A 14,695-nucleotide genomic window follows, 5' to 3' on the forward strand; every position below is an offset into this window, starting at 1 on the left:
CAATGAGAAGAGGTAGTTTTAAAATCAGATTATTCATTGGTATTGCCATTGTAGCCTTTGCGTATCTGAGAAAATGCAGTCAACAAGAAGTAAATCCTTATACCGGAAAAAAGCAAGCCATTAGTTTATCTCCTCAGCAAGAAATAGCAATTGGTCTACAACAAGCACCAAGAATGGCGCAACAACATGGAGGGTTATTCCCTAACGACAATGCTCAAGACTTAGTAGATAAGGTAGGTGCTAAACTTGTAAACAATACTGTGGCCAGACAATCAGGTTATCAATATGAATTTCACTTATTAAGAGACGATAGAGCTATCAATGCTTTTGCATTACCTGGTGGACAAATTTTTATCACTTATGCACTATTTTCTAAATTAAAGAATGAAGATCAATTGGCCGGTGTATTAGGTCATGAAATAGGTCATGTTCTTGGAAAACATTCTAATGAACGTATTACAAATGCTAATTTCTGGAAGCTTTTAACAATGGGAGCCTCTGTAGGTGCTGATCTAGGGCAACTTGCAAATAGTATCGGGCAACAAACTTTATTAAAAAATGGTAGAGGTGATGAATTAGAAAGTGACGAATTAGGAGTTAAACTTATGATTGATGCTGGATATAATCCAGAAAGTTTAATTGGAGTTATGGAAATCTTAAAAGCCGCAGCAGGACCAAATAGAGTTCCTGAATTTCAAAGTACTCACCCAGACCCCGAAAATAGAATTGAAAAAATAAAAGAGGCAATTCGCAAGTACAAAAAATAAAGCTATGTTATGTTAGGATTCGGAGCTGCATCTGAGATGCAAAAAACCGTAAAAAATCTAAGAAGAAAACCTATAAGTTCTTTTGAAAAAATAAAAGACTTGAATAGTTCTTCTGGTAAAATTGAAAAGAAAGAAGTTTCCCAAAAGGAATTAGCCGCTATAAGAGAAAAGGTTCAAAAGGAAAACAGAATTCGCACCATACGTTTTGCGCTATTCTTAATTATTTCAATCATTATTTTGACCTATTTTATCGGTTTTTATAAATACTAGTAGACTTATATTCCATTATAAAAGCAGTATACTTTATATACTAAATCCGTCGCTCATAATCATTTGAGTGATGGATTTTTACTTTACAAGTGTAACTTTTTCGCCTAAAACGCTACTTATAGATGTAACTTTAAATTATTTGCTATGGGATTTGGAGGTACTACATCCGCTATGATTGCGAGTTTAAAACACAATAAGAGAACTCGAAAAACATCATTTGAAAAATTAGAAAGATTTCTAAAAGAAGACAACAACAAACTTTATTTTGATAAAAAATCGAGTAAACAAGATTTAGAAAGAATTCGCAAAGAAACTCAAAAAGAACAGAGAATTTCTTTTTTAAAAAATGCATTGTCATTTGTTTTAGTCGCTGTTATTTTAATCTACGTAATCGGTTTCGTTATTTTTTAAGTACTCACTAAAAATCTTTCTTACTTTTGTGCTTCAAAACACGACAAATGAACAAGAAAGTTATTTTAATGATACTAGATGGGTGGGGAATTACTCAAGACCCTAAGGTATCTGCTATATACAATGCTAAAACACCTTTTATTAATTCTCTATACGATAAATTTCCTCATGCAGAATTGCGCACCGATGGTGAACATGTAGGTTTACCTGAAGGTCAAATGGGAAATTCAGAAGTAGGACATATGAATTTAGGTGCTGGTAGAATTGTATATCAAAACTTAGCTAGAATCAACAATGCAGTTAAAGACGGTTCTTTAGCTCAAGAACAAGAATTGTTAAATGCTTTTAAGTACGCTAAACAAAATAACAAAAATGTTCATTTTTTAGGATTGGTTTCGAACGGAGGAATTCATTCTCACATCAACCATCTAAAAGGCCTTTTAGAAGCAGCCAATAATTCTGGATTAGATAATGTTTATTTACATGCTTTCACTGATGGTCGTGATTGCGATCCTAAGTCAGGAAAATACTTTATCAACGATATTCAAAAACACATGCAAGAAACTACCGGTGAATTGGCTTCAATCATAGGTCGTTATTACGCAATGGACCGAGACAAACGTTGGGAACGTGTTCAATTAGCTTACGACGCTTTGGTACACGGAAAAGGAACTTATAGCACTAATGCAAGTGAAAGTATTGAGCAAAGCTACAATGATGGCGTAACAGATGAGTTTATCAAACCTATTATAATGGTTGATGAAAACAAACAACCAAAAACTACTATTAAAGCAGATGATGTTGTTATTTTCTTCAATTTCAGAACAGATAGAGGACGCCAATTAACAGAAGCTTTAAGTCAGAAAGACTTTAGTGATTTTAACATGAAAAAATTACCATTGTATTTTGTTACTCTAACAAACTATGATGATACATTTAATAACATTCAGGTAGTTTACGACAATAAAAATATTGAAAACACTTTAGGAAAGGTATTAGAATCGGCAGAAAAAAAGCAGATCAGAATTGCCGAAACAGAAAAGTACCCACATGTTACTTTCTTCTTTTCTGGTGGTAGAGAAAAAGAATTTAATGGAGAAAAACGTTTGCTATGTCCATCTCCAAAAGTTGCCACCTATGATTTAAAGCCTGAAATGAGTGCTTATGAAATCAGAGATGCTATTGTTCCTGAATTAAAATCTGGAGATGTTGACTTTGTTTGTTTAAACTTTGCCAATGGTGATATGGTTGGGCATACTGGAGTTTTTGAAGCGGCAGTAAAAGCTTGTGAGGCTGTAGATCATTGCGTAAATGATGTAATTACAACAGCTTTAGAAAATGATTATACAACCATTCTAATTGCTGATCATGGAAATTGTGAAACTATGATTAATCCTGATGGATCACCTCATACCGCACACACTACAAATCCGGTTCCTATGATTTTAATTGATAAAGATTTAAAATCAATTAAAAGTGGTATCTTGGGTGACATCGCTCCAACAATTTTAAATTTAATGGGTGTGGAGCAACCAGAAGAAATGACACAACATTCATTAGTTTAATTATACCTCATGAAAAAAATTATATTATTAGCTACAATCGTACTATTAGCATCATGTGCTGCTCCTAAAAAAACAATGGCTGCAAAAGACACAGATGGAAATTTAGTTGGCTATGTTAACAAAAAGAGCTTTCAACAAGAACCTTATGGTAGCGAATGGTTTAACGATTTTTACTCGTATTATGAAACCAATAAAGATGCTGTTGAAAAACTAAAACCACTTTTAAAGGATGTAAAAATTAAAGGTTTTATGGGAACTTGGTGTGGAGACAGTCAAAGAGAAGTACCTAACCTTTATAAAATTTTAGACGAAGCTGGTTTTGATTATAAAAACATGGAATTGGTAGGTGTTAATCGTCAAAAGAAAGCAAACGGATTAGAAGAAAACTTAAACATTATTCGTGTTCCTACTTTTATTTTTTATAAAGACGGAAAAGAAATAGGACGCTTCGTTGAGCATGCTGTTGACGACAGTACTGTTGAAGAAGATTTCGTAAAAATTGTATCTGGTCAAGAATACAAACATCCATATCAAAAATAAACGTAAATTTGCGCTTCAAAATTTTCACCATGATAATACAAAAGTCTAGAGAAGAAATCGAATTAATGCGCGAAAGTGCTTTAGTAGTTTCTAAAACCTTAGGAATGCTTGCAAAAGAAGTAAAGCCTGGAGTTACTACTTTACACCTCGATAAACTTGCTGAAGAATTTATTAGAGCGCAAGGAGCAGTTCCTGGTTTTTTAGGATTGTATGATTTTCCAAACACACTTTGTATGAGCCCGAACACTCAAGTTGTTCATGGTATTCCTAACAAAACTCCTTTACAAGAAGGAGATATCATCTCTATTGATTGTGGAGCTATTAAAAATGGATTTTATGGTGATCATGCATACACTTTTGCTGTTGGTGAAATTGCACCTGAAACACAAAAGCTTTTAGATGTTACAAAACAAAGCTTATACGAAGGTATTCGTCAATTAAAAGTTGGAAACCGTGTAGGAGATGTTGGTTTTGCTATTCAAAACTACTGTGAAAAACACGGGTATGGTGTTGTTCGTGAATTGGTAGGACATGGATTAGGAAAAACGATGCACGAAGATCCTGAAATGCCTAACTATGGTAAAAGAGGACGCGGGAAGAAGTTTGTTGAAGGAATGGTAGTAGCTATTGAACCTATGATTAACATGGGAACTCATAAAATTCGTCAGCATAGTGATGGTTGGACGATTACTACTTTAGATAATAAACCTTCTGCGCATTTTGAGCACGATGTTGCTATTGTTGACGGAAAACCAGAGTTATTATCTACTTTCCAATATATCTATGAAGCTTTAGGTATTGAGAGTGATGAGGAAAATGAGTTTAGACAACAACCATTAGTTTTATAAGATGTCTTTATTTAAGGCAGTATTAAATACGATTCCAAGACCTATTTTAATTAAAGCTAGTTATTGGGTTCGCCCTGTAATAGCTTGGTGGTTAAAAGGTGATAGGTTTACGGACCCCATTGATGGTAGATCATTCCGTAAATTTTTACCTTACGGTTATGGTACGCAAAGAGAAAATGCATTATCTCCATCTACTTTATCATTAGAAAGACACCGTTTACTTTGGTTATATTTAAAGGAAGAAACTGATTTCTTTACATCTAACATACAACGAAAAGTTTTACATATTGCTCCTGAACAATGTTTCTTAGATCGATTTAAAAAACTTAAAAACATCTATTATACCACTTCAGATTTAGAATCACCTATTGCAGATGTAAAAGCTGATATTTGTGATTTACCTTTTGAAGACAATTCTTTTGACATTGTATTTTGCAATCATGTTTTAGAGCATATTCCAGACGATACTAAAGCCATGCAGGAATTGCATCGTGTATTAAAAACTGGAGGTATGGGTATCTTTCAGATTCCGCAGGATCTATCTAGAGAAACTACTTTTGAAGATGATTCTATTACCGACCCAAAGGAACGTGCTGAAATATTTGGGCAATACGACCATGTGCGCGTGTACGGACGTGATTATTTTGATAAATTACGCTCTATCGGATTCAAAGTTGACGAAATAGATTACACAAAAAAAATCGCTCCAGAATTACTAGAACGATATGCTTTAATGAAAGGTGAAATTTTACCTGTTTGTTATAAGTAGTTTTTAAAATTCAGATACCCTATAAATATAAGCTTCTTTATAAAGATAATATAACATCCTATTCAAATCGTTCTCAAGCATAGAGTTAAACAACTCAACATCCTCTGGATTAGCATCGTGATGGAGAAATTTCACATCTTTATCTTCAAACAAATCATTCATATCTTTCTTTAACTCTTGCATACATCTTCTTTTATCGTCAACACTCTTTAAATTCGATATCTCTGCAATTGTCTTCTCAATCACTACCATTTCTTGATAAACTCCACTATACATTTTCGGTTGCTCCAAAGATTTATTCTTAAAAAATCTTCGCATACTTTCAACTTCCTCTAGATAAATTGTATTAGACAATTTATTCAACTTAAAAACAATTTCTCTTTCATTACATGTTTTTTTACAAGAAAAAAAAGAAAACATCACTATTAATAAAAAAACTTTTTTCACAACAATAATTTAAAGTTACTTCTAATTCTTGAACTCTTCTATTTCTCCTTTATCATTTGCATATAAAAGCACTGCTTTTATCTCAGGGTGCTTTTCTAAAAAGGCTTTCGATTTCTCTAGTCCCATCGCCATAAAAGAAGTTGCGTAGGCATCTACATCAGCGCAATCTACCTTACCATACACCGTAGCACTTAACAAATTACTTTCAGTAGCAAAACCTGTTTTTGGACTGATGGTATGCACTACTTTTCTACCATCTTTGGTCATTCTAAATTTTCGATAGTTCCCTGATCCTGCCATAGATTGATTGTCTAATTCTACATATCTAGAAACACTTCGTGTACCATCTGTATTCGGGTCATCAATAGCAACCGTCCAAAATTTATTTCTCTTATTCTTTCCTCTTGCTCTTATCTCCCCTCCTATTTCTACTAAATAATTTGATACATTTTTACTTTCTAAAAAACGACCAACTACATCACTTCCATACCCTTTTGCTATAGAATTAAAATCTAAGCACATTTCAGAAAATTGTTTCACAACCTTCTTATCTTTCAGTTCTATCTTATTAAACCCGACTAACTTCATTAATTCTTTTACCTGTAATGAGTCTAAATCTTTTTTCTCTTTTTTATAACCAAAACCCCAAGCATTTACCAACTCACAAACAGTTGGATCAAAATACCCATTGGTTTCTTTAAATATCCTTTTAGATTTTTGAAAAACCTCTTCAAACATCGCATCTACAACAATTGTAGAATCTCCTTGATTGATCTTAGAAATATCTGATGTTGGCATATAGGTAGACAATGATTTGTTCACCAATTGAAACAAACTATCAATAGACTCTTGATAGTTCACATCATCTAAATATGTAATATGATACATCGTTCCAAAAACGCCACCTTGCAATTTTGTCTCCTTAATTTGCTCTTCTTTTTTACAAGAAACAAACACCAATAATACTAGTAGATATCGTAAATTTTTCATCTAAATTATTTTGCTTACAAAAATAAGGCTATAGAATATATCATAAAAGATTGTTAACAGTCTTTTTTATATCTTCATTTTTATAAATTTGTTTCTTATTAGATTTAATAACACATCTAAAATTTTAGATTTAAAATGAAAAAAATATTTTTATTACTGTCAGCAGTTGTTTTGTTAGCCTCATGTGCTTCTACAAAAGAACTTGATGCTTTAAAAGCTAAACACGAACAAACAAAAGAAGAATTATTAGCTGTAAAAGCAAACCTTACAAAGTGTTTGGTAGAAAAAGAAAAATACCAAGATCAAACTGTTTCTTTAGAATCTCGTGTAAACGAACTAAAAAAAGACAAAGAAAACACCTTACAACAAGTTGAGAACTTAACTGTATTAACTAAAGGTGCAAACGACAACATCAAGGAAACGCTAACTCAGTTAAGTAAAAAAGACAAATACATCAATAAAATTAGAGCTGCGGCTTCTAAAAAAGATTCTTTAAACTTAGTAGTTGCTTTCCATTTAAAGAAAGAATTACAAGCAGGTATTGATGATGAAGACATTGAAGTAAATGTTGAAAAAACGGTAGTTTTCATTTCTATCTCTGATAAATTATTATTTAAAAGCGGAAGTTACACAGTTACAGACAAAGCTTCTAAAGTTTTAGAAAAAGTAGCAACAGTTGTTAACGGGCAACCAGAAATGGACGTGATGATTGAAGGTCATACTGATGACACACCAATTTCAGGAAACTCAAGCTTAAAAGATAATTGGGATTTAAGTGTAAAACGTTCTACTGCAATTGTACGTGAATTACAAAACAAATACAATGTTGCTCCTCAGCGTTTGATTGCTGCAGGAAGAAGTAGTTTTATGCCTTTAGTTGCTAATGACACTCCTGGTAACAAATCTAAAAACAGAAGAACTAAAATTATTATTTTACCTCGTTTAAATCAATTCTTTGATTTATTAGATCAAAAAGTAGAGTAATAAGTTTATCATTTAAAATAAACCTAATAAAAAAGCTCATCATAAAAATGATGAGCTTTTTTATTTTTTATACTTAAAGTTTTAGCTTTATTTTACAAACCTGTAGGTTGCTTTTATAAGGAACGTATTATCTAATGGCTGGTTTAATATTCTATTTTCTAAACCTCCTAACAACGACCTATTAGCATCTTCTGAACCACTTGTTCCTTGTGACCACACTAAAAATAATTCTGAACCAGGAATATACTCCCAACGCACAACCAAATTAGAACGGAACTGCACAAATGAAAAATCTGGTTTATCAAAAGAATAATCTGTAACACCATCCGTATTCTCATCAACATTATAAGTATCATTAGACAAACTAATTTGGTTTGGTTCAAACCAATCTACCCTCTCGTTTAAATCTTCTGCAATAGAGTTTTTTACTAGGTTAAAGTTAGAATACCTCCCTCTTGAAATAAATGGCTGACCATAAAACTGAACCGATAAATTTGGATTAATACTGTAGTTTAATCGTAGCGTAGTCGTTAACGTTTTTTGATCGATATTTCCTAGTACATATTTAGTAGTACCATTATGATCCAACTGCGTTACATACTGTGTTTTATTAGGATTCTCATTAAAAGTAGCTTCTAAAGACATATTAAAAGAATCAAAAGGCTGGTAATTCACACCTAAAACATATCGTCTAAAAGCAAAGTTATTTTGAGTAGTTGTACTCTGCACAGTTCCTGCTCTAAAACTTACCTTTTTACTTCTATCAGACCCTAAGAACAACACCGCAAAATTCTCTTCTGAATAACGCCAACGTGGTCCTCCTCTTAAAAATGTATTGATAAAAATTCTTGGCTTATGACCAAACTCTACTTCCGTCCACCAATTGTTTATCCAATTAATATTACCTCTCAAGGTATATTGAATTCTATTATAATTACCTTCAAAATCAAACGCTGTAGAAACTCCCATTCTTACATTGGCATCTCTATATACTTTTGTTGGATTTTGCCATAAATAACGCACATTAGCAAACTGCCTTATTTCATCTGCTTGTCTTAAAAATCCAATATCATTTAACTCTAACTCTGGAGATCTCCAATTCATACCTCCCCAATAACGCCAGTTTCCGCCTCCTCTTTTTCCTCCAAAAATTCTTCCTCCGGTTCCTGTTAATGAAGTTCTATTAGGATCTACTTCTACGTGACTCGCATCTACTCTTTGAAATAAATGCGTTAAAGATCTTTGAGTGGCTTCTATTGCTTCCTTACTTCCAATAACATGACTCGCTACAAAATCTCCTTGAATAAAGTAATTCCTATCGTCCCACTCATGTCTAAAATCAGCACCTCCTGTATAGGCTGCTTTTCTTAAACTAGTAATATCACCCAAAGCTCTATTGGTTGCTGTAAAAATTCCACCAATATAAGAGTTCCTATCATTAAAATCCTTTTGAACTCTTGCTACAAAATAGTTGGTTAAAGGCTCTACCTTTTCTTCTCTTCGAGTACCATTCGCATCAATTTCAGCATATTCACTAGAGGTAACACTTTCCAAAATACCAATAGACCAACCATCTCTCGTTTTACCTGAAAATTTTGCAGCTCCAATAATAGATGTATTCACAGGAACATCTGCAAACTCACCAGAATTCACATTAGGACCTAATTGAGGACTCCTTCCAATTCTTCTACTATAAAAAAGATTATCTGGTCCGTTTGCAAATCGGAAATCAAAAATATTCTTATTCTCTACGAAGAAAGGCCTTTGTTCATTAAAGAAAATTTGAAATCCATCAAGGGCAATTGCTCCTGGATCTGCCTCTACTTGTCCAAAATCTGGATTAATTGTTAAGTCTAAAGTTAAATCATTAGTAATACCAATTTTAGCATCCAAACCACCATTCACCTTAAAATCACTTCCATCTCTAAACGGATTTCCAGGCTCCTTTTCATAAGTATCATATTGCAATACTGTAAAAGGTTGTATTTCTAATTGTTTTTGAGATTTTAAATTCACCAATCCATGAAGTTCTCCTGCCTCAGAAACAAATCCTGCTACATCATTTGGAATACGTTGCCACAAAGAACGTTCTTGTTCTCTAAAAAACTGTCGAATAATATTTAAGCCCCAAACTTGCTCTTTTGCCTTTCCAAAACGTAATTGACTAAAAGGAATTTTCATTTCAGCTGTCCAACCTTTATCATCAATAACAGCATCCGTGTACCAAATAGGGTTCCAACTTGCATCCCAATTGTTTCCATTTCTAGTTACAATCTCCTCTCCTTTTACACCAGCAGCTGTTGTAGTAAACACAAAAGCTGTTCGTTTATCATGATAACTATCGATAAGTACATTTACTCGATCTCCTGCAAAACCATCTCTTCTAGAAAGTCTGCGCTCTATCTTATTTGGTTCTTCATCAAAAGCTCTAATAGCAATATACAAGTACTTGTCATCGTACCCAATTTTAAATCTAGTTTGATACGTAGGAGCTACTCCCTCTGTAGGTGCTTTTTGAATAAAATCGCCTCCCCATTCTAATGACTCCCAACTTTCATCATCTAATAGTCCATCAATTTCCGGAGGAGTGGTAATTTTATTTGTTGTGTAAATTTTCTTAGGTATCGTACCGCCTTCTTGACCAAAAGATTTTAAAACTAACAAAAAAGGCAATGCATATAAATAATAACGCTTCATTAAGCTAAAGATTGAGTTGTAATACCCAACAAAGGTAAAAGTAGTATTTCTTAATAATTTGTTAATTATTAGCCAAAAAATAAAGATAAGCTACTATTTGTTAATCAAATAATTAGTTGTACATTTGCACACCTTTTTGAAGGACAAAATTTAATATTAATAAGACAAAAACTAATCGTGTAATTATGAACACATTAAGTTACAAAACAGTATCAGCTAACAAAAGCACTGTAAACAAAGAGTGGGTTGTTGTTGATGCGGACGGGCAAAACTTGGGTCGTTTAGCTTCTAAAGTTGCAAAACTTATTAGAGGTAAGTACAAGCCAAATTTCACTCCTCACGTAGATTGTGGAGACAACGTTGTAGTAATCAACGCTGAAAAAATCAATTTAACAGGTAAAAAGTGGACTGATAAGTCTTACATCCGTCACACGGGTTATCCAGGAGGACAAAGATCACTTACTGCTACAGAAATGTTCGAAAAAGATCCTACAAGATTAATCGAAAAAGCAGTAAAAGGTATGTTACCAAAAAACAAATTAGGTAGTGCGTTATTCAGAAACTTATATGTATACGCAGGAACTGAGCATGGTCAAGAGGCTCAAAAACCTAAAGCTATTAACCTTAACGATCTTAAATAATTATGGAAACTGTACACAAAATAGGTAGAAGAAAAACAGCTGTTGCTCGTGTTTATGTTTCTCAAGGAAGTGGAAACATTACTGTAAACAAAAGAGAGTTAGATAACTATTTTACAACTGCTACTTTACAATATAAAGTAAAGCAACCATTAATGTTAACTGAAAACTTAGATGCTTATGACATCAAAGTTAACGTATATGGAGGTGGTGTTACTGGTCAAGCTGAGGCTATCCGTTTAGCGATCACTAGAGCTTTAGTTGCAATCAACGAAGAGCACAGATCAGTATTAAAGCCAGAAGGATTATTAACTCGTGACCCTAGAATGGTTGAACGTAAGAAATTCGGTCAGAAGAAAGCACGTAAGAAATTCCAGTTCTCTAAGCGTTAATCGTTTAATAGAACTGTTATTTATAAGATTATATTATTTATTAACAGTTTAGTATCTAAATATTTCAGACTTAATAACTACTGAAGTATTGAAAAAACAGAACGTAAACACATTTATTAAAATGGCAAACATTCAAGAATTATTAGAAAGTGGAGTACACTTCGGTCACTTAACTAGAAAGTGGAATCCAAACATGGCTCCATACATTTATACAGAGCGTAACGGTGTTCACATCATCGATTTGTATAAGACTTCAGCTAAAATTGACGAAGCTTCTGCTGCGTTACAAAAAATAGCTAACTCTGGACGTAAAATCTTATTCGTTGCTACTAAGAAGCAAGCTAAAGATATCGTTGCAGAACAAGCTAAAGCTGTAAACATGCCTTACATCACAGAAAGATGGCCAGGTGGTATGTTAACTAACTTCGTTACTATCCGTAAAGCTGTAAAGAAAATGGCTTCTATTGATAGAATGAAGCAAGATGGTTCTTTTGATGCATTATCTAAAAGAGAAAAATTACAAATCAACCGTCAACGTGAAAAATTAGAAAAGAATTTAGGTTCTATCTCTGATATGACTCGTTTACCAGGTGCTTTATTTGTAATTGATGTTAAGAAAGAGCACATTGCTGTTGCTGAAGCACAAAAATTAAACATTCCAATCTTTGCAATGGTTGATACAAACTCTGATCCAAGACCGATCGATTTCGTTATCCCTGCAAATGATGACGCTTCTAAGTCTATCGATAAAGTATTATCATATGTTACTGGTTCGATTGCTGAAGGTTTAGCTGAAAGAAAAGCTGATAAAGAAAAAGCTAAAGCAGCTAAAGAAACTGAAGCTACTAAAGAAGAAGCAAAATAATTTTAATTTAAAGGTTTCATTACACTGAAGCCTTTATTTTATTTTAATTTTAATCACAACTTAAAAACAAAAATAAAATGGCAATTAAAGCTGCTGACGTAAAAAAATTAAGAGAACTTACCGGAGCTGGTATGATGGATTGTAAAAATGCATTAGTTGAGGCAGAAGGTGATTTTGACAAAGCAATTGAAATTTTACGTAAAAAAGGACAAAAAATCGCTGCTAAAAGAGCAGACCGTGAGTCTACTGAAGGTGTAGCTATTACTAAAATAAGTGATGACAACACATATGGTGTTGCTATCGTTTTAGCTTGTGAGACTGATTTCGTTGCTAAGAATGATTCTTTCAAAGCTTTAGCTCAAGAATTTGTAGATGTAGCATTTACTACTAAGACAAAAGAAGAGTTTTTAGCTGCTAACATTGGTGGAGTATCTGTTGCTGAAAAATTAATCGAACAAACAGGAGTTATCGGTGAAAAAATCGATATTACTTCTTTCGAAAGAATTGAAGCACCATTCGTTGGAGCATATACTCACGTTGGTAAGATTGCTGCTATGGTAGGTTTAACTGCTGCTGTTGATAAAGCTGGAGATTTAACTAAAGATTTAGCTATGCAAGCTGCTTCTATGGGAGCTACAACTTTATCTTACAAAGATTTTGATCCTGCTTACGTTGCTTCTGAAACTGAAGCTAGAATTGCAGCTATCGTTAAAGATAACGAAGAGTTAGTTCGTTTAGGTAAAACTTTAAAGAACGTTCCTCAATTCGTATCTCGTTTACAATTAACTGACGAAGCTTTAGCTCAAGCTGAAGAAACTGCTAAGGAGCAATTAAAAGCTGAAGGTAAACCAGAGCAAATCTGGGACAAGATCTTACCAGGAAAAATGGAAAGATTTATCTCTGATAACACTACTTTAGATCAAGAGCAGTGTTTATTAGACCAAAAATTCATCAAAGATGAGAAGAAAACTGTTGCTGAATACGTTTCTTCTTATGGTGAAGTAGAGGTTAAAAACTTCGTAAGAGTTACTTTAGGGTAATTCCTTGAACATGAAATTTTAAAAACCATCCTTAATCGGATGGTTTTTTTATGCTTAAAAAAAACTGAATCAAAAAAAATATGTAGTTTTGCACAACTTTCAATAAAATTATGCAATACAAAAGAATCCTTTTAAAATTAAGTGGAGAAGCCTTAATGGGAGACCGTCAATACGGTATTGACCCAAAGAGATTAAAAGAATACGCTCAAGAAATTAAACAAGTTGTAGATAAAAATGTAGAAGTTGCCATAGTTATTGGTGGTGGTAACATTTTTAGAGGTGTTGCTGGAGCTAGTAATGGTATGGATCGCGTACAAGGAGATCACATGGGAATGTTAGCTACTTGTATTAACGGACTTGCATTACAAAGTGCTCTTGAAGATGAAGGTATTCATACTCGTTTGCAAACGGCCATTGAAATTAAAGAAATCGCTGAACCTTATATTAAAAGACGTGCGAATCGTCATTTAGAAAAAGGACGTGTAGTTATTTTTGGAGGAGGAACAGGAAACCCTTACTTTACTACAGATACTGCTGCTGTTTTACGTGCAATAGAAATCAATGCTGACGCTATTTTAAAAGGTACAAGAGTTGATGGTATCTATACTGCTGATCCAGAAAAAGATAAAAACGCTGTTAAATTTGAAAGTATTACTTTTAAAGACGTAATGGAAAAAGGCTTAAAAGTTATGGACATGACTGCCTTTACATTAAGTGAAGAAAACAAACTACCAATAATTGTTTTTGATATGAACACCAAAGGAAACTTATTGAAGTTAATCTCTGGAGAACAAATTGGAACAATAGTTGATAATCAATAAAACGAAAATTACCATTAAGGTTTAAAATACAATTAAAATGGAAGAAATAGATTTTATTTTAGATAGTGCAAAAGAAGCAATGAACAATGCTATCGCACATTTAGAAAAAGAGTTACGCAGTATTAGAGCAGGTAAAGCTACACCAGCAATGTTAGCCAATGTAATGGTTGATTATTATGGGTCTCAAACACCATTAAGTCAAGTTGCTAATGTTAACACACCAGATGCACGTACTATTTCTATTCAACCTTGGGAGAAGAACATGTTACAAGAAATTGAAAAGGCAATAATGATTGCTAATCTTGGCTTCAACCCAATGAACAATGGAGAAAATATTATTATTAATGTTCCACCGTTAACAGAAGAGCGTCGTCGTGATTTAGCTAAGCAAGCAAAAGCTGAAGCTGAGCACGCTAAAGTTGGTATTCGTAACGCTCGTAAAGATGCAAACAACGATATCAAAAAGACCGATGTTTCTGATGATATGAAGAAAAATGCTGAGGCTGATATTCAAACATTAACTGACAATTTCGTAAAAGAAGTTGATGAAAAATACACAGTAAAAGAAAAGGAAATTATGACAGTATAATTTCTTACTACATAACCTTATTGAGAAGAGTGTTTTATACACTCTTTTTTTGTTTTAATACT

Annotated in this window: 17 protein-coding genes; 14 read left to right on the plus strand and 3 right to left on the minus strand. The window is 33.2% G+C overall.

The features are described 5' to 3' along the window. The first annotated feature begins 2 nt into the window (after nt 1-2). From Q0873_RS13365 to Q0873_RS13395, 7 genes are all read left to right on the plus strand, one after another. Entirely contained in the window at nt 3-767 is a 765-nt protein-coding gene (locus Q0873_RS13365; protein WP_299108118.1) for a M48 family metalloprotease, read from the plus strand. Nucleotides 768-776: 9 nt separating this feature from the next. Next, a complete protein-coding gene (locus tag Q0873_RS13370) occupies nt 777-1,037 on the plus strand; it encodes a hypothetical protein (protein WP_299108120.1) in 261 nt (86 codons plus the stop codon). Between the two features lie 144 nt (nt 1,038-1,181). After that, nucleotides 1,182-1,448, plus strand: coding sequence for a hypothetical protein (locus tag Q0873_RS13375; RefSeq protein WP_299108122.1), 267 nt, complete (start codon nt 1,182-1,184; stop codon nt 1,446-1,448). Between the two features lie 47 nt (nt 1,449-1,495). Next, nucleotides 1,496-3,013: a 2,3-bisphosphoglycerate-independent phosphoglycerate mutase gene (gene gpmI, locus Q0873_RS13380; RefSeq protein WP_299108124.1), complete on the plus strand. Its 1,518-nt coding sequence runs from the start codon at nt 1,496-1,498 to the stop codon at nt 3,011-3,013. 9 nt (nt 3,014-3,022) lie between these two features. Next, the gene (locus Q0873_RS13385) at nt 3,023-3,553 is read left to right on the plus strand and encodes a thioredoxin family protein (protein ID WP_299108126.1); all 531 of its coding nucleotides are present in this window, start codon (nt 3,023-3,025) and stop codon (nt 3,551-3,553) included. 29 nt (nt 3,554-3,582) lie between these two features. Beyond that, nucleotides 3,583-4,401: a type I methionyl aminopeptidase gene (map, locus tag Q0873_RS13390; protein ID WP_299108128.1), complete on the plus strand. Its 819-nt coding sequence runs from the start codon at nt 3,583-3,585 to the stop codon at nt 4,399-4,401. Between the two features lies 1 nt (nt 4,402). Next, the gene (locus Q0873_RS13395) at nt 4,403-5,170 is read left to right on the plus strand and encodes a class I SAM-dependent methyltransferase (RefSeq protein ID WP_299108130.1); all 768 of its coding nucleotides are present in this window, start codon (nt 4,403-4,405) and stop codon (nt 5,168-5,170) included. Nucleotides 5,171-5,173: 3 nt separating this feature from the next. Here Q0873_RS13395 and Q0873_RS13400 read toward each other — a convergent pair whose 3' ends face one another. Together Q0873_RS13400 and Q0873_RS13405 are read right to left on the minus strand one after the other, a co-directional pair. Next, nucleotides 5,174-5,461, minus strand: a complete 288-nt coding sequence (locus Q0873_RS13400) for a hypothetical protein (protein WP_299108132.1) — start codon at nt 5,459-5,461, stop codon at nt 5,174-5,176. 177 nt (nt 5,462-5,638) lie between these two features. Then, nucleotides 5,639-6,607 (minus strand): FAD:protein FMN transferase, encoded by a 969-nt coding sequence (locus Q0873_RS13405; protein WP_299108134.1) that lies wholly within the window; start codon nt 6,605-6,607, stop codon nt 5,639-5,641. 135 nt (nt 6,608-6,742) lie between these two features. On the opposite strand from Q0873_RS13405, the gene Q0873_RS13410 reads away from it, so the two are divergent. Then, complete coding sequence (locus tag Q0873_RS13410; RefSeq protein WP_299108135.1) at nt 6,743-7,591, plus strand: flagellar motor protein MotB; 849 nt, start codon at nt 6,743-6,745, stop codon at nt 7,589-7,591. A gap of 87 nt (nt 7,592-7,678) precedes the next feature. On the opposite strand, the gene Q0873_RS13415 is transcribed toward Q0873_RS13410, so the two are convergent. Further along, a complete protein-coding gene (locus Q0873_RS13415) occupies nt 7,679-10,288 on the minus strand; it encodes a DUF5916 domain-containing protein (RefSeq protein ID WP_299108137.1) in 2,610 nt (869 codons plus the stop codon). 185 nt (nt 10,289-10,473) lie between these two features. On the opposite strand from Q0873_RS13415, the gene rplM reads away from it, so the two are divergent. The 6 genes from rplM to frr all read left to right on the plus strand — a co-directional run bounded on the left by rplM (nt 10,474) and on the right by frr (nt 14,633). Further along, nucleotides 10,474-10,929 carry a 50S ribosomal protein L13 gene (gene rplM / locus Q0873_RS13420; protein ID WP_299108140.1) on the plus strand — a complete coding sequence of 152 codons (456 nt, stop codon included), beginning with the start codon at nt 10,474-10,476 and terminating at the stop codon, nt 10,927-10,929. Nucleotides 10,930-10,931: 2 nt separating this feature from the next. After that, nucleotides 10,932-11,318 (plus strand): 30S ribosomal protein S9, encoded by a 387-nt coding sequence (rpsI, locus tag Q0873_RS13425; RefSeq protein ID WP_299108142.1) that lies wholly within the window; start codon nt 10,932-10,934, stop codon nt 11,316-11,318. Between the two features lie 121 nt (nt 11,319-11,439). Beyond that, the gene (gene rpsB / locus Q0873_RS13430; protein ID WP_299108144.1) at nt 11,440-12,183 is read left to right on the plus strand and encodes a 30S ribosomal protein S2; all 744 of its coding nucleotides are present in this window, start codon (nt 11,440-11,442) and stop codon (nt 12,181-12,183) included. A gap of 77 nt (nt 12,184-12,260) precedes the next feature. After that, a complete protein-coding gene (gene tsf, locus Q0873_RS13435) occupies nt 12,261-13,223 on the plus strand; it encodes a translation elongation factor Ts (RefSeq protein WP_299108146.1) in 963 nt (320 codons plus the stop codon). A 110-nt stretch (nt 13,224-13,333) separates the two neighbouring features. Continuing rightward, entirely contained in the window at nt 13,334-14,044 is a 711-nt protein-coding gene (gene pyrH, locus Q0873_RS13440) for a UMP kinase (RefSeq protein ID WP_299108149.1), read from the plus strand. 37 nt (nt 14,045-14,081) lie between these two features. Then, nucleotides 14,082-14,633 (plus strand): ribosome recycling factor, encoded by a 552-nt coding sequence (gene frr / locus Q0873_RS13445; protein WP_299108151.1) that lies wholly within the window; start codon nt 14,082-14,084, stop codon nt 14,631-14,633. Nucleotides 14,634-14,695: the final 62 nt, after the last annotated feature.

Origin of the sequence: uncultured Tenacibaculum sp., from assembly GCF_947498805.1 — a bacterium.
Classification (GTDB): domain Bacteria; phylum Bacteroidota; class Bacteroidia; order Flavobacteriales; family Flavobacteriaceae; genus Polaribacter.